The following is a 23,090-nucleotide window of genomic DNA, read 5'->3' as shown; positions in this document are numbered from 1 at the left end:
TTTTTAATACAAACGTAAGAATATCGAGTCAGGACCACCCGCAAATCTAACGAAGGTTGCGCGGTTATTGGTGCCTGAACACACCGTGCCATAGAATCGAAGTGTGTGGGTTCCAGGGGTTAACATTAAATAACTGGTACCGCTGTTATAAATGAAACCGGTTGCGGCATCAGGCAAAGCTGCCGGATTGGTCGCCGCATCGTTTCTGTTAAAATAACATTTCGAACTTGGCGCATAGCGTCGCGTTGTTGGCAATAAAGTGGGAGTGTCTATGGTAAAAAAATTAGTAATGTTTCTCGCATAGGGATCCTTAATGATGGTAAAAAGATTATCTTGAAAGACTTCAATACTAATGGAGTATTTCACTTCCAAAATGGTATTTCGGGAAACAGTAAAAGTATAGGAGTTGATTTCTACGGTCTCATAACCATCGTCCGTCTGAACAATAGGGATTATGGATACGGTTCCATTAATGGCGCCAGTCGAAAAAGCATCACCTCCGTCACTGTTTTGATATGCGGAAGTTTTAAGGGTCAAGTCCCCATTGAAATCTACATAGACAGGATAAGTTTGATCCGCTTCCCCGCCATTATAGACGTTGTTTGTCGAATTAAGACCATCAACACGGATTGTTCCGGTAGGGGAAGCAATGTGTAATTTTTGCTGCGGATTGGATGTTTCTATTCCAACCCCGGAAACCTGAGCATGAAGGGAAAAGTTTAGCAGTATGATAAGGGGCATAATGTAAAGTTTCTTCATAATGTCAAGTAGTATCATTTTTTGGTTATGTTTTTGTTATTTAATGATTAACTCCTCCTTAGATGCGTAATCTTTATAACGGTTGCGTAGAAAAATGTTAAATTTTTATTTTTTTATTTTTTATAAGTTTTTGGTTTTGAGTTTATTGTGCTTTTCAAGATTTGTAATCAGCCTAATTTAATTAAAAAATAACAAATAAATTTTTTTTAATTAAAAAAAAATGAAATTCTTAAATATAAGTTAATTATTTTAAATAATTGTTCAAAAAAAGTCTTAAAAAACCACAAATGTGTAAGTTTTAAAAATCAGGAATAAATACTACCTTTGAAAAAAATCAAAAATGAAAGGAGTATTACTGGTAAATCTTGGTTCGCCTGAAAGTCCGGAGCCAAAAGACGTTAAGCCTTATTTGGATGAATTTTTAATGGATAAATACGTAATAGACGTTCCTTATTTGCTGCGTGCCCTTTTGGTTCGAGGAATCATTTTAAGAAAACGCCCTGAAAGTTCTTCGAATGCTTATAAAAGAATATGGACGCCGGAAGGATCTCCTTTAGTTGTGATCTCTAAGAAAGCACATAAAAAAGTACAGGAACGGGTGGATGTTCCGGTAGCCTTGGCCATGCGATACGGAAATCCGAGTATGCTGTCCGGATTGCAGGAACTGGCTGATAAAGGGGTGACGGAAGTCATGTTGTTTCCTTTGTATCCGCAACACGCGATGGCTTCCACCACTACCATATTAGTATTGGCGGAAGAACTGCGCAAAAAGCATTTCCCGCAAATGACCTTTACCATTGTGCCGGCTTTCTATAATAAAAAGGACTATATCCAAAATCTGGCCGATTCCATCAAAAAACATCTCGAAGGATTTGCATACGATCACCTGTTGTTTTCCTATCACGGGATTCCGGAGCGTCATATCCGCAAGACCGATGTAACCAAATCGCATTGTAAAATTGACGGATCCTGTTGCAACACACCTTCACCGGCGCACGAATTCTGTTACCGTCACCAGTGTTATGAAACGACACGACAGGTGGTGGCACTATTAGGTCTGCCGAAAGAGAAATACAGTCAGACGTTCCAATCCCGATTGGCGGGCGACAAATGGCTGGAACCGTATACTGATGTGGAGATCAACAAAATGCCCGAAAAAGGGATTAAAAACCTGGCTGTGGTAACTCCGGCATTTGTGGCCGATTGTTTGGAAACCCTCGAGGAAATCGCCATGGAGGCCAACCATCAGTTTAAGGAACACGGCGGCGAGAATTTCTTGGCGATTCCGTGTCTGAATGATGATGAGAACTGGATGGACACTATCGCCAAATGGATAACCGATTGGGCTAAAAACTAATCATGGACGAATACTATAACTACATAAAATCCCTGCATCTCATCTTTGTAATCACTTGGTTTGCAGGGCTTTTTTATATAGTCCGATTGTTCGTGTATCACGCCGAAGCCAAAGTAAAGCCACAACCCGAGCAGGATATTCTGGTGAAACAATACCAATTGATGTCCTACCGTTTGTGGTACATTATTACCTGGCCTTCCGCCGTGTTAGCGAGTATTTTCGCGTTTTGGATGTTGTTTGGTACTACTTTAGGCGCTTCCTGGCTCAAAATGCCCTGGATGCATGTGAAATTGGGATTTGTTTTCTTACTATATTTATACCACTTAAAGTGTCATCAGATTTTCAGGCAGTTACAGCGAGACGAAGTGAAACATTCTTCCGGGTTTTTCCGTTTGTGGAATGAAGGCGCTACGTTGATTTTGTTTGCGGTTGTTTTTCTGGTAATTTTAAAGGATGCTTTCAATTGGATTTATGGCGTAATCGGAATATTCCTTTTTTCCTTTATACTGATGTTAGGGTATAAATTCTATAAAAAAGTAAGAGAAAAAAATCAAACCTAAGAATGGCAGGACCAATTAAAATAACGCAGTTATCCCTTCGATTACGAATTTTTCTTTCGATGATACTGCTTACCTTAATTGCGTCAGTCCTAATTGCTGCGGTTTCCATTTATCAGTTCAAAAAAGAAGCCCGCGATTACCATCAGGACCGGCTGGAACGCAAAGAAGATGCGATTACCGAGCACATCAATTACATTCTTTCCACAACGACCTATCCCCTGTCCACCGAAAATCTTCCGCTGATTTTTAAAGACAAGATTTATGAATTGGCCAACATCCACAGTCTTGAAATTAACATTCACGATTTAAAAGGGAATTTGCTCATTTCTTCCAAAGGCGCTTTTTCCGTTGATAAAGTGGCCCAACCGATTCCTCCGATTATCCTTAAGATCATTCAGTCTTCCACCAGCAAACGTTTTGTGGATCTGCAAATGATAAACGGACAAAAATACCGCTCGTCGTACAGTTATCTCAAAGACACGAAATTTAAGCCTCTCGGAATTTTAAACCTCCCGTATGTGGAGGAAACCAGTTTTTACCAAAATGAACTGCGCAATTTCCTGATGCGCTTCGGACAGGTGTATTTGTTCATGCTCCTCATTTCTTTTGTAATCGCCTATTTCCTTTCGAGTTACATTACGAAATCATTGCAAACCATCAGTGATAAGATCAGCGAAACGCAATTGAATAAGAAGAACGAAAAAATTCAGCTGGAAGCCTCGAGTCATGAAATAAAATCGTTGGTGGATGCTTATAACGGCATGGTGGATAAGCTGGAGGAAAGCGCGGTGTTACTGGCCCAAAGCGAAAGGGAAGAGGCGTGGCGCGAGATGGCAAAACAGGTGGCGCATGAAATCAAAAACCCGTTAACGCCCATGCGATTGACGGTGCAGAGTTTTCAACGAAAGTTCGATCCGAACGATCCGAATATCAAACAGAAAATGGACGATTATTCGAAAACACTCATCCAACAGATTGACACGATGAGTTCGGTAGCCTCGGCGTTTTCTAACTTTGCGTCGCTTCCGGCACAACAAAATGAAACCTTGAACATCGTGTATGTGGTGCAATTGGCGCTGGATATTTTTAACGAACATTACATTCATTTTTTAGCTCCGGAAGAGGAAATTGTCACTAAAATTGACCGGACACAATTGATACGGATTATCACCAATCTGGTAAAGAACGCCATTCAGGCCATACCCGAAGAAGAGCAAAATCCAATGGTGTTTGTGAATGTTTTCCGCGAAGGCACCAACGCTAAAATTGTAGTGAAAGACAACGGAAAGGGTATTAGTATTGAAAATAAAAATCGTATTTTCGAACCTAAATTCACCACCAAAACAAGTGGAATGGGATTGGGATTGGGAATCATAAAAAATATCGTGGAAAGTTACCACGGTTCCATAACATTTGAAAGCGAATTAGGGGTGGGTACCGAATTTACGGTCACCTTACCCATCATAAACACTTAAAATATGAACTACGAAAACATTTTAATTGAAAAGGAAAACGGGATTGCGGTAATCACAATCAACCGTCCCACAAAGTTAAACGCCTTAAATAAGGCGACTATTGAAGAACTGCACCACGGTTTCGGAGGTCTGGAAAATGACCCGGCTGTAAAAGTTATTGTGATTACCGGAAGCGGTGAAAAAGCTTTTGTGGCTGGTGCCGATATTTCGGAATTCGCAAATTTCTCTGTTGAAAAAGGAGCTGATTTAGCGGCAAAAGGTCAGGAAATGTTGTTTGATTTTGTCGAAAATCTGAAAAAACCGGTCATTGCAGCCGTAAACGGATTTGCCTTGGGCGGCGGATTGGAATTGGCCATGTCAGCTCATTTCAGAATTGCTTCCGATAATGCCAAAATGGGTTTACCGGAAGTAACTTTAGGTGTAATTCCGGGTTACGGTGGTACTCAGCGTTTACCACAATTGGTAGGGAAAGGACGTGCGATGGAAATGATTATGACGGCCGGAATGGTAGATGCGCAAACCGCTTTGAACTACGGATTGGTAAATCATGTGGTAGCGCAGGCGGAATTGTTGGATTTCACAAAAGAAATAGCGGCTAAAATCACTAAAAATTCGAGTGTGGCTATTGCCAAAGCGATTCAGGCGGTTAATGCGAATTTCAAAGATGGGGTTGACGGTTTCGACGTGGAAATTAAAGCGTTCGGAGACTGTTTCGGAACGGAAGATTTTAAAGAAGGAACCACCGCATTTTTAGAAAAAAGAAAAGCGGATTTTCCCGGAAAATAATATAAAGCGAGCCAATTTGGTTCGCTTTTTTCGTACTTTTAATAAACAACACACTAAATCAAATTTAAGTTTATGTCAGAAACAATCAATGCCTTTATTGAAGCGGTTGCTCAAAAAAACCCTAACGAACCCGAATTTTTACAAGCGGTTAGAGAAGTGGCGGAAACGGTAATTCCGTTCATTGAAGAAAATAAAAAGTATCAGAATAAAATGCTTTTGGAACGGATGGTGGAAGCCGAACGCGTGGTGATGTTCCGCGTAACGTGGGTAGACGATGCCGGAAAGATACAGGTGAATCGTGGCTACCGCATCCAAATGAATTCTGCCATCGGACCCTATAAAGGAGGACTTCGTTTTCATCCCTCGGTGAATCTGAGCATTCTGAAATTTTTAGCTTTCGAGCAAACTTTCAAAAACAGTTTGACGACGTTGCCGATGGGTGGCGGAAAAGGAGGTTCCGATTTTGATCCAAAAGGAAAATCCGATAATGAAATCATGCGCTTCTGCCAGGTATTTATGACCGAACTGGCACGACATATCGGGGGCGACACAGATGTTCCCGCCGGCGATATCGGTGTGGGCGGAAGAGAAGTCGGGTTTTTGTTCGGCCAGTATAAAAAAATCCGAAACGAGTTCACCGGAGTGCTAACCGGTAAAGGCGTCGCTTTTGGGGGTTCCCTGATTCGTCCGGAAGCCACCGGCTATGGAGATGTGTATTTCGCGCAAAGCATGCTGCAAACCCGTGGCGAAAGTTTTTCGGGAAAGACGGTCGTGATTTCCGGTTCGGGGAATGTGGCGCAGTATGCCGCTGAAAAAGCAACCCAATTGGGCGGAAAAGTCGTTACGTTATCCGATTCGGGGGGGTATATTCATGATGCGGACGGTATCGATGCCGAAAAACTCGCTTTCGTAATGGAAATCAAGAATGAAAATTACGGCCGAATCAGTGAGTATCTAACCAAATATCCCAATGCGAAATACATCGCCGGAGAAAAACCATGGAGTGTGAAATGCGATATTGCCTTGCCATGTGCGACGCAAAATGAGCTGGATGGAAACGATGCTGAGGTGATGGTTTCGAACGGTTGTTTCTGTGTGGCTGAAGGCGCAAACATGCCGTGTACTCCAGAAGCGGTGGAGGTATTCCATAAGGCTAAAATTCTTTTTGCGCCGGGAAAAGCTTCGAATGCGGGAGGCGTGGCCACTTCGGGATTGGAAATGTCACAAAACTCGTTGCGTTTGAGTTGGACGTCTGAAGAAGTCGACGAACGCTTAAAGGCCATCATGTTGGCCATTCACGATTCGTGTGTAAAATACGGCGCCGATGCCAGCGGACATATCGATTACGTGAAAGGAGCTAATATTGCCGGTTTCGTGAAAGTTGCCGATGCTATGTTGGCCCAAGGTGTGGTCTAACGGTAAGAATAAAATAAAAAAAGCGGCTTCAAATCGATAGCCGCTTTTTAATTTGCCATTATAGTGTTAGTTACTGCTTTCGGAAACTTTTAAATCGCGAGTGTTTTTTTGCACCGTGATAGCAGCAAACAAACCCACCAGATAGGACATTCCGAAGAACCCTTTTTCGCTCAACTCCAAATCGGCGTTCCATAATCCTATTACGAGAAGGGTTAACGAGGCTAAGGTGGAAAACCAACTCAGTCCGTAATAGATGTCGGATACGGGGATGCCCTCCATTTTATCGCGTACATTTTTCTGAACAGAGATTACCGCAAAAAGGCCGAACAACAATAAGGTGAAATAATACCCTTTCTCGTTCAGCTGCATTTCGGCATTGGACAAGCCCACACAATACGACACTACGCCAATAATGAAAACCATCCACGAGGCTCCCACAAAGGCATTACTGGGTTTTAAAATGGAAATCGCCGCTTCCTGATTTTGTTTTACACTGCTTTCTCTTTCTTCTGATGTTTTTAAATTTTCCATGATTGTTTGTTTTTGATACAGCGAAATTCAGTCAAAATCGGAGGTAATAAAAATCAATATTTCAAAAAAACTGACGATATTTAATTATTATATCTATCTTTATTCTTCAAAATTACACAAGAATGAATTCGGTTTCCGGAATTATAAATACGCTTAAATCTATTGAAAAAGAGGAATTTATTGCTTTTTTGAAAAAAAGAAACAAACGACATGATACTCGAAATATTCAGTTGTTCAATCTTTTAAAAACTGACGATATAAAAAAGGAAATTACGGTTTATAAAAACAAACCGGCACTGTATGCGCTTCGAAAACGCCTGTATCACAACCTGATTGAATTTATAGCCCACAAACGTTTTGAAAACGATACGTCGGAAGAACGGGATATTTTAAAACTGATTCTTGTCAGTCGGACTTTCTTTGAACATTCCCAATACAAATCAGCCTTTAAAACCTTAGGGAAAGCGGAGACGAAAGCACTTAAACTGGAACGGTTTAACCTTCTGAATGAGATTTACCATACGCACATCCAATATGCTTATCTTGATTCGTCAATCTCCTTTTCGGAATTGGTGCGTAAGTATGAAATCAATCAGAGAAAGTTCCTGCAGGAAGAGCAATTGAATTTGGCGTATGCGTCCTTGCGCATGGAATTGGCTAAAATTAAAGACGGAACAGCTGTTTTCGATTTCGAAGTGGCCGTTAATAATACGATTGCCAAATTTTCGATTTCTTTGGATGAAATTCTCACTTTTAAATCGTTATATCAGATTCTTTTCATTGCCAATGAATACGCGGCTTTACGAAATAAATATCATGAAATTGAACGTTTTGTGGGTATCAGCTTCCGGTTTATAGAAAGGAAAACCGAATTGGCAGAAAAGCATCTTTTTTATCACATCAACATCTTGTACTTTATGGCGAACATGCTTTTTCGGAACAAAAAATTAGCCGATTCAAAAGCCTATCTCGATAAGATGGAAACCGAGATGGAGAAACAGGACAAGGTTTATTTAAAACAATTCGAAAACCGATTACTGTTGTTGCGAAGTCTGAATGAAAATTATTCCGGTAATTCGAATACTGCGATTGTCATAGTAGCACAAGTTTTGAATAAGGTTGAGGACAGTGATGTGTCGGAAATTCTGGATTTGCAGTTGAGTCTTGCCGTATTTCATTTTCAACAACAAGAATTAAAGAAAGTGCAGCAAATCATAAAAACGTTCTCCCATTCGGATGCGTGGTATGAGAAAAAACAGGGAACGGAATGGACCATCAAAAAGAATCTGGTCGAAATTTTACTGCATGCCGAATTGGATGACACCGACTATGTAATCTCAAGACTGACCAGTTTTAAAAGAAGATATAAAAAACACTTGACCGAACTAAACGAGGAACGGGTTTTAATTTTTCTCGGTTTAGTGGAACAATTCCTTTACAATCCTGCCTATTTTGCATCGGGTGAATTCGTATCCCGGGCCGATTCGCTGTTTCAATGGCGTTCCCAACAGGAAGAAGATCTCTTTGTGATGAGTTTTTATGCCTGGCTGAAAGCAAAAATCGAAAAGCGGAATGTTTATGAAGTCACCCTCGAATTGGTCAACCCAAACTGATTGTTTAACTTCCGCTAACGGCGATTGAATACGGTCAACTACTTTTCCCCATCCCATTCCGCATAAAACTGCGACAGGAAATTTTGCATGTAATTGTGGCGTTCCAAAGCAATTTTCTTACCGGTTTCGGTATTCATTTTGTCTTTTAAAAGCAGCAGTTTTTCGTAAAAATGATTTAACGTCGTGCCATTGGAATTCTTATATTCTTCCTTGCTCATGTTCAGTTTGGGTTGAATGGCAGGATTGTATAACGTACGGTTTTTGAACCCACCGTAGTTGAAGGCACGGGCAATGCCAATCGCACCCAAGGCATCCAGCCGGTCGGCATCCTGTACGATTTCCAGTTCTTTGGAATGGAATTCCTTTTCGAAATTACCGCCTTTAAACGAAATGTTTTCAATAATGGCAATCACATGTTGAATTACCTCTTCCGAAGCATTTTGGCTTTCCAGAAAGGCACGGGCGGTTTTCGGTCCAACGCTTTCATCGCCATTGTGAAATTTACTGTCGGCGATATCGTGCAGTAACGCGCCCAATTTCACCACCGTTAAATCACACTCTTCGCCATCGGCTATTAAAAGCGCGTTTTTATACACGCGTTCGATGTGAAACCAATCGTGTCCGCCTTCGGCATTTTCAAGTTGCTGTTTTACGAATAGGATGGTGCTGTCTATTAAACCCATAATCATTCGGTTTTTTAAAAAAAATCCTTTCGGTTAAGAAAGGATTTTGTCTTTATTCTATTTTCTATGTTCTTTCTTCTCAGAAACTATTTTATCAAAGCAGGTTGTACCCACTTGAACTCTTTTTCTTCTTGAGGTACGACCAATCGTTCTGCGATGCGCGTCATACGGGCCGGTAATTTCAATAAATAATCACGGGCTTTTTCGGCTTCATCGGTTAAATTTCCGATTTTATCAATCTCCCATTTGGCATTTAATTTCTCAAGAATGTCCACATAATCCAATGCTGTGTATACTCCGATACGCTGAGCCGATTCCGAAAATTTCTCAAACGCACTACCGATACTTCCTCCCGATTCGCGGATTAAGTGCGCCGGCATCGTGATTTTTTTCTTCATCATGTATTCGAAAGCCAACATCATCTGACTCGGATCGACTTTGAAAATACGGTCTACGAATTCGCTGTACGCCAAATGGTGACGCATTTCGTCTCCGGCAATAATTTTACAGATTTTGGATAATTTATTGTCGCCGAATTTCTTTGCCAATTGTGCCACACGGTTGTGGGAAACATAGGTGGCCAATTCCTGGAAACTGGTAAACACAAAGTTTTTATACGGATCCCTGTCGGTTCCCGGATCGAAACCGTCGTTAATTAAGTGTTGGGTTGTGATTTCCACTTCGCGCATGTTTACGCGACCGGACAGATACAGGTATTTGTTCAGTAAGTCACCATGACGGTTTTCTTCTCCGGTCCATTGGCGTAACCATTTGGCCCAGCCGTTATCTCCGTTAGCCGTTTTTTGGTCTACACCCTCCACATCCATTAACCAGGATTCGTAAGTTGGCAAGGCTTCTTCGGTGATGGTGTCACCTACCAAAACCACCCAAAAATCATAAGGTAACTCTTTGGCAATTTCACGCAGTTCAGTCACTTCTTCCAAAAAAGTATCTTTTTCGGAATTCGGAAGCAAGTCGCTGGGTTGCCATATTTTTTCGACAGGAATCAGGTAGTTCTCCACGAAACTGTCGATATTTTTTTCCAGAAATTGCATTACTTCCAGACGTACATTTTGTATTGACATAATTTTAAATTTTTATTCCTTCCACCACGGCCTTTTCTGTTTTCTCCATCAATTCGGAAAAAGAATAGTCTTTTATTGCCATGGGTTCATGAATGATGAATTGCAATCGGTTACCCAATCCCATGGGAAACTGTCCGTAGCGAACCATTTTCCAGGAATTGTTTATGGAAATCGGCACAATATACGCCGATGGTGCATATTTGCACAATATTTTCAGTCCGTTTTCCGAAAATCGCTTCGGAACGCCGTTTTTGCTTCGTGTCCCTTCCGGGAAAATTACCGCAGAACGGTTGTGTTTTTCAATATATTCGCCTAACCCTTTAATGACAGGAAGCGCCTGTTTGGGATCTTTTCTGTCGATTAGCACCGAACCACCGTGTCTCAGATTGTAGGAAACACTCGGAATTCCTTTTCCCAGTTCTTTTTTGCTGACAAATTTCGGATGCCATCGGCGTAAATACCAAATCATTCCTACAATGTCATACAAACTCTGATGATTGGCAACAAAAATCACAGGAACATCTTTCGGGATTTGGTTTAGATTTTCAAAATGGTACGTTGTGCCTAAAATATTGGTACATTTTCCAAGGAAAAAATTCAAATAATCCACACTTTTCTTGTGAGCCTGGTAGCCAAAAAGATTAAAACATACCCATTGTATCGGATGAAATATCAATAGACATAACGCAAAAGCCAAATAGAAAACAATGGATATTGGATATGAAATTAATTTTTGCATTTAAAAGTGGTATTTGCTACAAAGATAAATGATTAAATAAAAAAAACCACCAGAAAATCAGTGGTTTTATAGTATGCAAGCATAGTACTGACTAGCAAAATTCGTTGTAAGCGTCTTTCAGATTTTCTGCGATTAGCTCTGCGGGACGACCTTCGATGTGATGACGTTCTAACATGTGCACCAATTCTCCGTTTTTGAACAAAGCCATACTTGGCGATGATGGCGGGAAAGGAAACATGTGCTGACGTGCCGCATCCACAGCCTCTTTGTCTACTCCTGCAAAAACCGTAATCAGGTTATCCGGTTTTTTGCTGTTGTCTAAACTCATTTTTGCACCCGGGCGCGCGTTTCTTGCAGCACAACCGCATACGGAGTTTACCACTACCAATGTTGTTCCTTCTTTTGCCAAAGCCGCTTCCACAGCTTCTGCATTATATAAATCTTGAAAACCTGCTTCTGATAATTCAGCACGCATTGGTTTTACCATTTCTTCTGGGTACATAATTTTAATTTCTAAGTTATTGTCGCAAATTTACAAAGTAAAATCGGAATTTATGTTAGAATGTTGTTAATGAAAATTAACCGCCTCTTTTAAAAGGGTAATCATCGTTTTGGCATCGGTAAATTCACTGATTTGCAGTAAAATGGTATTGTTCTTATCTAAGATGGAAAATGTCGGGTAGGTAATCGAACCATCAACGGTTCCGAGTTCTTCCGCGAGTTCGTGTACTCCGGTGTTTTTTCCTTTCGGTTTGTATTTGAAAGTATGGTTTTTGAAGCTAATCGGTGCTTTATTTTCGGCGTCCAGCGGTACAAAATAAAAGTTGTCATTTAAGAGTTGAATCACTTCCGGATTTTTAAACGTCGAATTTTCCATCATTTTGCAATACTTGCACCAGGAAGTGTGAACGAACACAAAAATGGGTTTGGATTGCTGTTGTTCCAAAGTTTCCGTTTCCGACAAGGTGTAGGTTTTCAGTTGCGACCATCCGGAGAAGGTGCAAAAGAAAAGGAACAGTATCAAAATTTTTTTCTTCATTTTATTTTAGGGTATAGCGGATTCCGAAAAAGCTTCGGATTCCCTGATTGGGCCCGTATACATATCCCGGATCGAACGTTAATGCATACGGGTTATCTGTGGTAGATACGACTTCGCCTTGAGGAACTGTTTGTCCGTTTAAACCAACAGCCGTACCATCAGAAATTTGTACATTCTCATCAAAAGGATCGTTGGCTCGTGCAATGATAAACGGATTCCCTTTGTTTGGGGTCCAATTTAGTAAATTTTTGATTCCGCCATACAGTTCGAAATTTTTTAACTTGTTAAAAGTGAACTGAATGTTCTGTATGCTCCATGTAGGTGAGTATTCTTTTCTCGGATCCAGATCACCTAATATTGGCAAACGCATCGGGCCGTATACATTTCCGGTGTAATCAACATCCAAAAACCAGTTTTTTATACGATAGGAAATCGCCCAGGTCCCGGTGAATTTTTCCGTAAGAATCTGATGGGTTTTAACACCGTTTTCGGTTTTGGTCACATCCATATACGTTCCTCCGACAATTACTTTTAACCCGTTTTGAAATACCGCATCCACATTAAGACTCAGTCCTTTGGTCACGGCATATCCGTCAAGGTTTTTGTAAATGATCTGATTTGGGTTGGTGTCGTAATCCGGAATAATGGAATTCGTGAAATGCGTATACCAGGCCGTGGTTTCCAATCCGATGAAGTTACCGTTTTCGGAATAGAATTTCTTCAGGAAGTTAATATTCGCATTGTAAGAACGTTCCGGTTTTAAATCTTCGAGTACGATAACATCACGCGATCCGGTTAAGGCCGCATGTTCTTCGGTAAACAGATTCACGACTCTAAATCCGGTGCCGGCATTAAAACGGAAAATGGATTTGTCGTTTATTTTCCACTTATAAGCCACACGCGGCGTGAAAATAGTGCCGTGATTTCTGTTGTAATCGTATCGTGCTCCCAACAATACATTGTGTTTTTCCGCCAGATGGATTTCATCCTGAACAAACAGACTCGGAATCCAGTTTTCGTCTGAAGTTACTGTGGCGGTGGTGTTGTCATTGTAGAATTGGTAACGTATGGCGGTTCCAAATAAAATGTCGTGGTTGCTGATTTTTTTGTCCCAGGTGAGCTGTCCAAAACCGATTTTCTGCTGTGCCAGATAGGGAATATTCCCGTAAACCGAATTCTGATCGTGATCGGTATAGGAAAAGGAAAACAGCATTTTTTCGGAAACCGGCAATTCGTAGGCGCCTAATACTTCCCAGCGTTTCGTGTAAATACTTTCGCCATAGACTTCGTTACCGCCACGGAATTTTTTCTCCCATTGCATTTCGCCACCCCATCGGTCTTCGTAAAAGTAACGCCCGGCTATGGAAAATAATTTGTTGCTTTTTCGGTTGAAATTTCACTTCTGAAATACGGAAATCCGGTCTTGTAATGTCACATCGGTAAAATTATCGTGGTTGTTGTCAATCGGATTGCTGTAATTGAAATAATTCACACCCGTTAACAACGAAACGGTTTTCCCCACATTGGCTTTGAATCCCAAATCGACATTGGCTTCCCCCCAGCTTGTCGAAAAAGCATCGGCCGAAAACACCGGAGCGTTTTTTGGGTTTTTGGTAATGATGTTGATTAATCCGCCCACGGCTTCACTTCCGTATAAGGACGATGCGGGTCCCTTTACGATTTCGATGCGTTCCAAAAGCGAATTCGGAATTCCGGAAAGTCCGTAAACGGTTGACAATCCGCTCACAATGGGCATGCCGTCAATCAGAACCAAGGTGTAAGGCCCTTCCAGTCCGTTAATATGAATGTCGCCGGTGTTGCAAACGTTACAGTTCAGTTGCGGTCGGACACCATTAACGTTTTGCAAGGCTTCGAAAATATTGGCGGTTGGGTTTTTTTTGAAGAATACGGGTTTATACACTTCCACCGGAACGGGACTCTCCAAACGATTGACCGCTTTTAAGGTTCCGGTTATCACCACTTCGTCCAGGGAATTGTTTTCGGTTAAATCAAAATCCAAAATGATGTCAGTGGTGTCGACAACCGTTATTTTTTTTCGGATGGATTTGAAACCCGAATACGAAACAACAATTTCATGGTTTCCTTTCGGAACATTTTTCAGATAATACTTTCCTATGCTGTCACTTTCGGTTCCTGTTTTCGTTTTACTTACAACCACATTGGCGTGTTCCAATGGATTTCCCAATGAAGTGATTTTTCCTTTTATGGTAGTTTGTGAAAAGGAAGCGGTAGGGAGTAGCGTCAAAAACAAGAAAGAAAGAATTAGGTTTTTCACAATTAAATTTTAGTTGTTGTTTAAATAAAAATTTAGACAAAACTAAAAAAATATTTTCAATTAAAAAAATTTGTACTTTAGCCAACAGAAAATTTAACGTAATGACCTATTCCGAAGAAAATTACCTGAAAGCGATATATCATCTTTCCTTATCCCAAAAACAAGGTGTGAGTACCAATGCCATTGCCGCTTTAGTGGAAAGTAAGGCTTCCTCGGTAACGGATATGGTTAAGAAGTTAGCGGAAAAGGAATGGGTAAAATATCAGAAATATCAGGGCGTTTTGCTTACGGATAAAGGATTGCTGGCGGCTAAAATGATTGTGAGAAAGCACCGCCTTTGGGAGGTGTTTCTGGTGGAGAAGTTGGATTTTTCCTGGGATGAGGTGCATGATGTGGCCGAAGAACTGGAGCACATCCAATCGGAAAAACTGATCAACAAACTGGATGCTTTTTTAGGTTTTCCGACGGAAGATCCGCACGGCGACCCGATTCCGGATAAAAACGGTAACATTACTAAAATAGAAAAACAGTTGCTTTCCGAACTGGAAATCGGGAAGAGCGGAATTTGTGTGGGTGTAAAAGATTCGTCTTCCAGTTTTTTGCAGTATTTGGACAAACAGCAAATTGCGTTGGGGTCGGAAATTAAAATAGTAGCCAAAGAATCGTTTGATAATTCACTGACCATAGCCGTAAACACGAAAGAGATTTTGATCTCAAACAAAATAGCAAGTAATTTATTTGTAAAATCAAAGTAAGATGTTTCAGGAAATAGTTAAATATTTTGAAAGTATAGATCCCATTCTGGCGGCCTTGTATGCCACTCTTTTCACTTGGTTTCTAACGGCATTGGGAGCGTCTTTGGTGTTCTTTTTTAAAACCATGAACAGAGCCGTATTGGACGGAATGCTTGGTTTTACGGGAGGCGTGATGATTGCGGCCAGTTACTGGAGTTTATTGGCACCGGCTATAGAGATGAGTGAAGGAGAGGGGTTTACAAAAGTTTTCCCTGCCGCCTGCGGTTTTTTTCTGGGCGCCTTGTTCTTGTTTTGTCTGGATAAGATTTTACCGCATTTGCACATCAATTTCAAAGAGACCGAAGGGATGAAATCGCCTTGGCAGCGAACGACGTTGTTGGTTTTGGCCATCACCCTGCACAATATTCCGGAAGGATTGGCGGTAGGGGTTTTGTTTGGCGGAGTGGCTGCGGGCATTCCGGAGGCCTCCATTGCGGGAGCGTTAACCTTGGCAATTGGTATCGGAATTCAAAATTTCCCTGAAGGCATCGCGGTTTCCATGCCGTTACGACGTATGGGAATGAAACGAAGAAAGAGTTTCATGTACGGCCAGGCTTCTGCGATAGTGGAACCTATTGCGGGTGTTTTGGGTGCGGTAGCCGTTACTTTTTTTACCCCGATTTTACCCTATGCCCTTGCGTTTGCCGCCGGAGCCATGATATTTGTGGTGGTGGAAGAAGTGATACCCGAATCGCAACAGGATAAGAATACCGATATCGCGACCATGGGACTGATTCTTGGTTTTATAGTCATGATGTCGCTCGATGTCGCGTTAGGGTAAACAATAGAGTATGAAAAAAATATATTTAGGGTGCGTCTGTATTTTGTTGTTTTCCGGATGCGCCGGTGTCCAAAACACGGAAACCGAAATCAATCAGAAACTGGATGCGAAATCGGATAAGGAAATGGTATTGGTTAAAGTAATCAACGATTCGAGATGCCCCGAAGGGGTGCAATGTGTTTGGGCAGGCGAAGTCGTAATTGCGGTTGCCGTTTATAACCATAAAAAGTTAACCGAAGAGGCCGAATTCACTTTAAATAAAAATACTATGGAGGAGGTGAAAGTCTGGTTTGAGAAACACCTTCCTCACCAAAAAACTGCGCTTAAAGATATTCAGGTTTTGCCATACCCCAAAGAAGGCGTTGAACAACTTCCGGAGGCCTATTACATTAAATTGGTGTATTAACCGCAACCACAATTGCCGTCACCGCAATCGTTGTCTTTTTTCTTTTTACCGAAAAATTTTTTCACAAGAAAAGCCACGGCGATTCCCAACAACAGATAGACGACTATTTCCTGAAATGAAATCATTTTATTTAAGTATTTGATACGCCATAAGAGACACCGCATAGGCAAAACCACTCATGAAAACCAACTGAATCATCGGCCATTTCCAGGAATTGGTTTCCTTTTTGGTAATGGCTAACGTGGAAATACACTGCATCGCAAAGGCATAAAACAGTAACAGCGAAACCCCGGTGGCCACATTAAAAATTTTCTCCCCGGTTACCGGATGTACTTCGGCGGCCATGCGGTTTTTAATCGTGGTTTCTTCATCCGAATGGCTTCCCACACTGTAAATGGTTGCCAAAGTTCCCACGAAAACTTCACGCGCTGCAAACGAACTCACCACCGCGATTCCGATTTTCCAATCGTAACCCAACGGACGGATTACCGGTTCAATCGATTTTCCGATGATACCGATGTACGAGTTTTCCAATTTATAGGAGGCTACCAAATCGTCTTTGTCGCCGGTAACGGTTTTGTTCTTTAATTGGGTTTCAATAATGGTATCGGCATTATGGAAGGTTTTGTCCGGACCATGGGAACCCAAAAACCACAAAATAACCGATAACGCCAAAATGATTTTCCCCGCCCCGAATACAAACGATTTTGTTTTTTCAATCACATTAATCGCCACGTTTTTGAACATCGGGATTTTATAACCCGGCATTTCCACAACGAAGTAAGAGTGTGATGTTATGTTCAGTACTTTATTGAGAATATAGGCAGAAAAAATCGCCATGCCGAAGCCTAAAAGGTACAAAGTCATCAGGGTTAATCCCTGCATGTTGAACAATCCGAGAACGCGTCTGTCCGGGATAATCAGGGAAATTAAAATGGCATACACCGGTAAACGGGCCGAACAGGTGGTAAAAGGGGTTACCAAAATGGTGATTAATCGTTCTTTCCAGTTTTCAATGTTCCGTGCCGCCATAATCGCCGGAATGGCACAGGCAGTTCCCGAAATTAAAGGCACCACGCTTTTTCCGCTCAAACCGAATTTCCGCATGATTTTGTCCATCAGAAACACCACACGACTCATATAACCGCTCTCTTCCAACACCGAAATGAACAGGAACAGAAAGGCAATCTGCGGGATAAAAATAACGATACCGCCCAAGCCCGGAATGATGCCTTCGGAGATTAAATCGGTTAGAATACCCGGTGGCAAATGAGTTTTGGCATAGGAACTTAACGTGGCGAAGGTCTCATCGATGAAATCCATCGGAATGCTGGACCAGTCGAAAATCGATTGGAAAATAAGCATCAGTATCCCAATGAAAATTACAAATCCGAAGACTTTATGCGTCAGAATCCGATCCAGACGGTCTCTGAAATCGGTCGCTTTGTTTTTGTCTACTTTATAACCGACTTTCAGCGTGTCATTGATGAACTGATAACGTTTGATGGTTTCTTTCTGCTGCAGGCGTTTTAAATCGGCTTTGGGCTTGGCAAAGGAGTTTTCCTCTATTTTTCTTCGGTGCAGATTGGCAAAATTGACGTCTTGCGTAATAACCAACCACAGTTTGTACAACAGCTGATTCGGAAACGCGCGACGCAGACTGTTGAAATAATCCGGATCGATGCTCGAGGCATTCAGACACGGTTCGGTGGATAGTTCCTTATAATTGATGATGAGTTGTTTCAGATTGTCGATGCCGATTTTCTTTCGCGAACTCACCAGGGCAATTTTGGTTTTCAGTTCTTTTTCCAAAAACGGAATGTCCAGTGTGATGCCTTTCGGAATCATGCGGTCCGACATGTTAATGACTAAAATTGTCGGAATTTCAAGATCCTTGATTTGAGTGAACAGTAAAAGGTTCCGCTTCAGGTTTTCCACTTCCGAAACCACTACGGCCACATCCGGGAAATCCTTGTCGTTTTTATTCATCAGCAACTCGATTACCACACTTTCGTCCATCGAACTTGCGTTCAGACTGTACGTTCCGGGTAAATCCAGTATGGTTGCTTTGGTATATTCGGAAAGTTTGGCATTCCCTACCTTTTTTTCAACCGTAATTCCGGGGTAATTGCCCACCTGCTGGTTCAAACCGGTAAGTTCATTAAAAACCGAAGTTTTCCCCACATTCGGATTTCCTATTAAGGCGACTTTTATCGTGTTACGGTTCATAAATCAGGGCTCATTTATGATTTCAATACTGATTTCTTTTGCGGTTTCCAATCGTATGGCCACATGACTGTCATTTACCGTAATATACAACGGGTCTCCAAAAGGGGCCACCTGTAAAAGGGTGACTTCGTTTCCGGGTAAACAGCCCATTTCCAGTAATTTTAACGGAATGACTTCAATGTTAAAATCCTGAATAATTGCTTTTTGTCCTTTTTGTAATTGGGCGAGTGTAACTGACAAACTTTATTTAGATTGAATTTAGATTACAAAAATAAGGATTATAATCTTTTAAAAGATGATAAAAGTCAATTTTGCTGAATTTTAAGAAATGTTGAATTATTTTTCTTCTTCCACTAAAAAAATGATGTCGGCAAGCAAGCGCTCCACGTCTTCTTTTTTGGTGCCGTCGTAGAATCCGCGAACGCGACGTTTACGGTCTACCAAAACAAAATTTTCGGTATGCACCATGTCGTATACTTCTTCCGGTTTACCGGTTTTTACGGCGAGATAAGATTTTCGGGCGATATAGTAAATGTCTTTTTTGTTTCCGGTAACCAGGTTCCATTTGCTGTCGATGACCCCTTTTCTTTCCGCGTATTCTTTTAACACGGGCACACTGTCGATATCGGGAGTAACCGAATGGGAAAGCAGCATGACGTTGGGATATTTTTTAACCTGTTCCTGAAGCCACACCATGTTATCGGTCATAATCGGGCAAATCGTAGGGCAGGTGGTAAAGAAAAAATCGGCCACATAAATTTTCCCTTCGTACTCTTTTTGTGTAATGGTTTTTCCGTTTTGGTTGGTAAAAGCGAAATCGGCAATCCGATGCTCATTTTTATTGGAAATGTGCTGAACGGTAGAATCCACCAATTCCGGATTCACCATGGAAGGCGTATAAATGGATAAAGTTTTCTTTGGTTTTAAAGCCGTGTAAAACAGCGTTATAATGATTATGGATAAGATTCCGAGAACAATAAAAAAGGGAATATATTTTTTAAAAAAAGCCACCATGGAATATTTTTTTGCAAATGTACGAAACATAACAATAGCGAAAATAAATGTAATCTTTTGATTCATCGATTGTTAAAAAAATAGTTTTTCTAACAAAACTTTTTAAATTTGACAAAACTTAACTAAAAAAATGAAAAAAACTTACTTAGTATTAACATTATTGTGTTCCTTTTTAGGGTATTCACAATTTAATGAGTCGGCTCCCTGGATGCAAAGGGGCACTTCTTCGGAAAACAAAAAAGAGCGTTCCATCGACGAAATTGTCACTCTTTTTGACGAGTATTGGAAAAACCATGACAAAAGCAAACGCGGCAGCGGGTACAAACCGTTCATGCGTTGGGAAAATCATTGGAGAAACAAAACCAATGCCGACGGATCACTAATGTCTCCAGACCAAATGTGGGCAGCGTGGAATCATAAAAAAAATCAGAAGGCACAAAGAAATGGTGACCAAAACCGAAGTCTACCGGTTAGCAACTGGACGCCCATCGGACCGTTTACCCATGTAAATACGGGTTCGTGGTCTTCGGGTCAGGGAAGGGTGAATTTTGTTTATGTGGACCCAACCAATGCGAACACCTTATATATAGGTGCACCGGCAGGAGGAATCTGGAAATCTACAAACAACGGTTCCACATGGACGCCTTTATCGGATGAATTGCCTCAAATCGGGGTTTCGGGAATCGCGGTGGATCACACGAACCCAAATGTGATTTACATTGCTACCGGAGATAAGGATGCCAGTGATACCTATTCCATAGGAGTCCTTAAATCTACGGATGGCGGGGTAACCTGGAATACAACAGGGCTGACCTTTACAAATACCACCACATTGGCCGGTGACATTATTATGAATCCCAACGATCCCAACATGTTGTGGGTGGCTACCAGTAATGGTTTATACAGAACCCTTAACGGTGGTACAACCTGGACCATGGAGTATGCGGGAGACTTTTCGCAAGGATCGATACGTGTAAAACCGGGAGATTCGAATACCGTTTATGCGGTTACAAATAATAAATTTTATCGTTCCACGGATGCCGGGGATACTTTTACCCCGATTATCACGGGATTGCCAATAAGTTCCGGGAGAATGCTTTTGGACGTAACGCCTGCGAATGCGAATTACGTGTACATTTTAAGTACGACTACCGGTAATGCGCTTCAGGGAATTTATCGATCAACCAACGGTGGAACGAACTGGACCAAAACGTCGGGAACTACTAATATATTAGAGTCTACCCAAGCGTGGTATGATTTGGCATTAGCGGTATCCGATACCAATGCCGATGAAATTTTTACCGGATGTCTGAATATCTGGAAATCGACGAACGGCGGAGCGGCTGTAACTAAAGTGAACAACTGGAATGCGCCAACGGCTGCGGCCTACACCCATGCGGACATTCACTTCTTACGTTATTACGGTGGAAAATTGTATGCGGGTACAGACGGCGGGGTATACGTGTCATCCAACAACGGTACCAATTTCACCGACTTAACGGCCGGCTTGCAAATCAGTCAGTTTTATAAGGTAGCCGTTTCCAAACAGTCTGCCGATAAAATGGTGGGTGGGTTACAAGATAACGGCGGACATGCCTACAGCGGTAATCAGTGGAAAAACTTCTACGGCGCCGATGGTATGGATACGGCAATCGATCCGAACAGCAGCGATAAGTATTATGGATTCATTCAAAACGGAAGCAGTTTATACATGAGTACGGATGCCGGAAATTCTTTAGGTTCTTCGGTAGGTTCACCGGGAGGCGTAGACGGTAACTGGGTTACACCTTTAACGGTTAATGCGGCCGGAGAGTTGTTTTCCGGATTTTCCGGATTGTTTAAATTGACGGGTGCTGCCTGGGTACAACAAAATACAGGAAGTATCGGTACCGGGAATCTGGAACATATCGCAATCGACCCTAGTAACGATAACAATATGTATGTTGTTAACGGATCGGGCTTGTACAAAAGTACCGATAAAGGAATTACATTCACCCTGGCTTATTCGGCACCATCAAACATCACTTCGGTATGTGTACACTCCTCCGACAGTAACATAATTTACATTACAACATCAGGTACTGGAGGTCAGGCTTTGAAATCAACCAACGGTGGAACCGCCTTTACTTCGATTTCAACAGGATTGCCTTCCATCGGTAAAAATGTAATCAGACATCAGGGCAGAAACACCTTGAATCCATTGTATCTCGGTACCAGTTTAGGGGTGTATTACAGAGACGATTCCATGACGCAGTGGGAACCTTTCGACAGTAACCTGCCTAACGTGAGCGTAACCGATTTGGAAATCAATCTTGAGGACTCAAAACTTACGGCGGCAACCTACGGAAGAGGGATTTGGCAAACACCAATACCATCGGAAGTACCGGCAACCGACCTGAAGCTGGTTTCTGTAGACAGTCCTTCATCGACCATCAATTGTGGAAGTTTCATTCCTCAGGTAACGGTTAAGAATATGGGGGTTAACCCTATAAATTCGGTTACCGTGGACTATCAATACAACGGAACACCTTTAAATGTGGTTTGGAACGGAACAATTGCACCTTCGGCAAATCAGGTAATCGATTTACCGCAATTGGCTGCAACAAGAGGTACCTATACTTTAAATGTGGTTACAACAACAACCAACGACGCTTATTCCGACAACAACCAATCCAGCATTCCGTTTTATGTAAATGACGGAGGAACGGTTGGTATTGTGAATACTTTTGAAACAACCGGTTCGGAATTATTGACTTATAACGACGGCGCAGCGGTTTCTCAGTGGGTAAAAGGTGTGAGAGGATTAGGTCCTTTGGCAACCGGCACCACCAATAATGTTTATGCGACGAGTTTAACCGGGAATTATCCCGACACGGTAAAATCGTACCTGGTTTCCCAATGTTATGACCTTTCCAATGTTACGAATCCGGTAATCCGTTTTAAAATGAAATTCGATTTGGAACAGGATTGGGATGTGGTTTACGTACAATATTCCACCAATTTCGGACAAACCTGGAGTGTGTTGGGTACACAAGGGGCAAACTGGTACAACAGTAACAGAACTTCGGCCACTACAGGAAGTGACTGTTTTAATTGTCCCGGAGCACAATGGACGGGTACAGACACGACGCTTAAATCCTATTTCTATCCTTTGAATGCGCTAAACTCGCAAACCAATGTGATTTTCAGAATCGTATTCCATTCGGACGAAGCCGTAAATCAGTTGGGTGTCATTATTGATGATTTTGTGATTGAAGGAACCCTTGCGACTCAAAATTTCGAACTGAATAACATTGCGGTATATCCGAATCCTTCAGCGGGTATTTTTAATATTGCTTTAGGAACATTCACTCCTGAAACGATAACCGTGTACGATTTATCAGGAAAAGTAATTTTAACAGAAGAAAATGTAACAATATCCGATTCCAACTACTCATTAAACTTGAGCAATGTTGCCACGGGAATTTATTTCGTTAAGATTGCTTCAGAAGATCAGAGTGTTGTGAAACGTATACTAAAAAATTAAT

General features: G+C 41.6%; 21 protein-coding genes and 1 pseudogene. 10 read left to right on the top strand and 12 right to left on the bottom strand.

The annotated features are described in order from the left end of the window. Window positions 1-3: 3 nt before the first annotated feature. The gene (locus tag BLQ05_RS12625; RefSeq protein WP_023577400.1) at window positions 4-777 is read right to left on the bottom strand and encodes a hypothetical protein; all 774 of its coding nucleotides are present in this window, start codon (window positions 775-777) and stop codon (window positions 4-6) included. A 322-nt stretch (window positions 778-1,099) separates the two neighbouring features. Between BLQ05_RS12625 and hemH the strand changes: the two genes are divergently transcribed. The 5 genes from hemH to gdhA all read left to right on the top strand — a co-directional run bounded on the left by hemH (window position 1,100) and on the right by gdhA (window position 6,353). Then, window positions 1,100-2,116: a ferrochelatase gene (gene hemH / locus BLQ05_RS12620; protein ID WP_023577401.1), complete on the top strand. Its 1,017-nt coding sequence runs from the start codon at window positions 1,100-1,102 to the stop codon at window positions 2,114-2,116. 2 nt (window positions 2,117-2,118) lie between these two features. Next, entirely contained in the window at window positions 2,119-2,676 is a 558-nt protein-coding gene (locus tag BLQ05_RS12615) for a CopD family protein (protein ID WP_023577402.1), read from the top strand. A 59-nt stretch (window positions 2,677-2,735) separates the two neighbouring features. Further along, window positions 2,736-4,151, top strand: a complete 1,416-nt coding sequence (locus tag BLQ05_RS12610) for an ATP-binding protein (protein ID WP_035654928.1) — start codon at window positions 2,736-2,738, stop codon at window positions 4,149-4,151. 3 nt (window positions 4,152-4,154) lie between these two features. Further along, window positions 4,155-4,937 carry an enoyl-CoA hydratase/isomerase family protein gene (locus BLQ05_RS12605; RefSeq protein ID WP_023577404.1) on the top strand — a complete coding sequence of 261 codons (783 nt, stop codon included), beginning with the start codon at window positions 4,155-4,157 and terminating at the stop codon, window positions 4,935-4,937. 72 nt (window positions 4,938-5,009) lie between these two features. After that, window positions 5,010-6,353: an NADP-specific glutamate dehydrogenase gene (gdhA, locus tag BLQ05_RS12600; protein ID WP_023577405.1), complete on the top strand. Its 1,344-nt coding sequence runs from the start codon at window positions 5,010-5,012 to the stop codon at window positions 6,351-6,353. 66 nt (window positions 6,354-6,419) lie between these two features. Here gdhA and yiaA read toward each other — a convergent pair whose 3' ends face one another. After that, the gene (yiaA, locus tag BLQ05_RS12595; protein WP_023577406.1) at window positions 6,420-6,884 is read right to left on the bottom strand and encodes an inner membrane protein YiaA; all 465 of its coding nucleotides are present in this window, start codon (window positions 6,882-6,884) and stop codon (window positions 6,420-6,422) included. A 122-nt stretch (window positions 6,885-7,006) separates the two neighbouring features. Between yiaA and BLQ05_RS12590 the strand changes: the two genes are divergently transcribed. Next, window positions 7,007-8,497, top strand: a complete 1,491-nt coding sequence (locus BLQ05_RS12590) for a hypothetical protein (RefSeq protein ID WP_023577407.1) — start codon at window positions 7,007-7,009, stop codon at window positions 8,495-8,497. A 38-nt stretch (window positions 8,498-8,535) separates the two neighbouring features. Here the strand turns inward: BLQ05_RS12590 and BLQ05_RS12585 are convergent, their stop codons facing one another. The 6 genes and pseudogenes from BLQ05_RS12585 to BLQ05_RS13885 form a co-directional block, all read right to left on the bottom strand. Further along, complete coding sequence (locus BLQ05_RS12585; protein WP_035654931.1) at window positions 8,536-9,180, bottom strand: HD domain-containing protein; 645 nt, start codon at window positions 9,178-9,180, stop codon at window positions 8,536-8,538. 86 nt (window positions 9,181-9,266) lie between these two features. Further along, window positions 9,267-10,265 (bottom strand): acyl-ACP desaturase, encoded by a 999-nt coding sequence (locus tag BLQ05_RS12580; RefSeq protein ID WP_023577409.1) that lies wholly within the window; start codon window positions 10,263-10,265, stop codon window positions 9,267-9,269. 4 nt (window positions 10,266-10,269) lie between these two features. After that, complete coding sequence (locus BLQ05_RS12575) at window positions 10,270-11,004, bottom strand: lysophospholipid acyltransferase family protein (protein ID WP_023577410.1); 735 nt, start codon at window positions 11,002-11,004, stop codon at window positions 10,270-10,272. Between the two features lie 91 nt (window positions 11,005-11,095). Beyond that, window positions 11,096-11,506, bottom strand: a complete 411-nt coding sequence (locus tag BLQ05_RS12570) for a BrxA/BrxB family bacilliredoxin (RefSeq protein WP_023577411.1) — start codon at window positions 11,504-11,506, stop codon at window positions 11,096-11,098. A gap of 66 nt (window positions 11,507-11,572) precedes the next feature. After that, window positions 11,573-12,043 (bottom strand): thioredoxin family protein, encoded by a 471-nt coding sequence (locus BLQ05_RS12565; protein ID WP_023577412.1) that lies wholly within the window; start codon window positions 12,041-12,043, stop codon window positions 11,573-11,575. 1 nt (window position 12,044) lies between these two features. Continuing rightward, window positions 12,045-14,339 (bottom strand): annotated as a pseudogene (locus BLQ05_RS13885) (TonB-dependent receptor). Window positions 14,340-14,440: 101 nt separating this feature from the next. On the opposite strand from BLQ05_RS13885, the gene BLQ05_RS12555 reads away from it, so the two are divergent. From BLQ05_RS12555 to BLQ05_RS12545, 3 genes are read left to right on the top strand one after another with little or no spacing between them, the layout of a single operon-like run. After that, window positions 14,441-15,094, top strand: a complete 654-nt coding sequence (locus BLQ05_RS12555) for a metal-dependent transcriptional regulator (protein WP_023577415.1) — start codon at window positions 14,441-14,443, stop codon at window positions 15,092-15,094. Window position 15,095: 1 nt separating this feature from the next. Then, on the top strand, window positions 15,096-15,914 hold the full coding sequence (locus tag BLQ05_RS12550) for a ZIP family metal transporter (protein ID WP_023577416.1): 819 nt from the start codon (window positions 15,096-15,098) through the stop codon (window positions 15,912-15,914). A gap of 10 nt (window positions 15,915-15,924) precedes the next feature. Continuing rightward, entirely contained in the window at window positions 15,925-16,320 is a 396-nt protein-coding gene (locus BLQ05_RS12545; RefSeq protein ID WP_023577417.1) for a hypothetical protein, read from the top strand. On the opposite strand, the gene BLQ05_RS12540 is transcribed toward BLQ05_RS12545, so the two are convergent. The 4 genes from BLQ05_RS12540 to BLQ05_RS12525 all read right to left on the bottom strand — a co-directional run bounded on the left by BLQ05_RS12540 (window position 16,317) and on the right by BLQ05_RS12525 (window position 19,563). After that, complete coding sequence (locus tag BLQ05_RS12540) at window positions 16,317-16,445, bottom strand: FeoB-associated Cys-rich membrane protein (protein ID WP_023577418.1); 129 nt, start codon at window positions 16,443-16,445, stop codon at window positions 16,317-16,319. The two genes, BLQ05_RS12545 and BLQ05_RS12540, sit on opposite strands and share 4 nt — an antisense overlap. 1 nt (window position 16,446) lies before the next feature. Continuing rightward, on the bottom strand, window positions 16,447-18,549 hold the full coding sequence (feoB, locus tag BLQ05_RS12535) for a ferrous iron transport protein B (protein WP_023577419.1): 2,103 nt from the start codon (window positions 18,547-18,549) through the stop codon (window positions 16,447-16,449). A 3-nt stretch (window positions 18,550-18,552) separates the two neighbouring features. Continuing rightward, entirely contained in the window at window positions 18,553-18,789 is a 237-nt protein-coding gene (locus tag BLQ05_RS12530; RefSeq protein WP_023577420.1) for a FeoA family protein, read from the bottom strand. A gap of 96 nt (window positions 18,790-18,885) precedes the next feature. Continuing rightward, window positions 18,886-19,563, bottom strand: coding sequence for an SCO family protein (locus BLQ05_RS12525; protein ID WP_023577421.1), 678 nt, complete (start codon window positions 19,561-19,563; stop codon window positions 18,886-18,888). A gap of 130 nt (window positions 19,564-19,693) precedes the next feature. Here BLQ05_RS12525 and BLQ05_RS12520 point away from each other — a divergent pair, with 130 nt between their 5' ends. Next, window positions 19,694-23,089: a T9SS type A sorting domain-containing protein gene (locus tag BLQ05_RS12520; protein WP_023577422.1), complete on the top strand. Its 3,396-nt coding sequence runs from the start codon at window positions 19,694-19,696 to the stop codon at window positions 23,087-23,089. Window position 23,090: the final 1 nt, after the last annotated feature.

Source organism: Flavobacterium saliperosum (genome assembly GCF_900100625.1).
GTDB classification, from domain to species: Bacteria; Bacteroidota; Bacteroidia; order Flavobacteriales; family Flavobacteriaceae; genus Flavobacterium; species Flavobacterium saliperosum.
The sequence above is the reverse complement of the archived record's forward strand: the minus strand, read 5'-3'. Positions and strand labels throughout refer to the sequence as shown.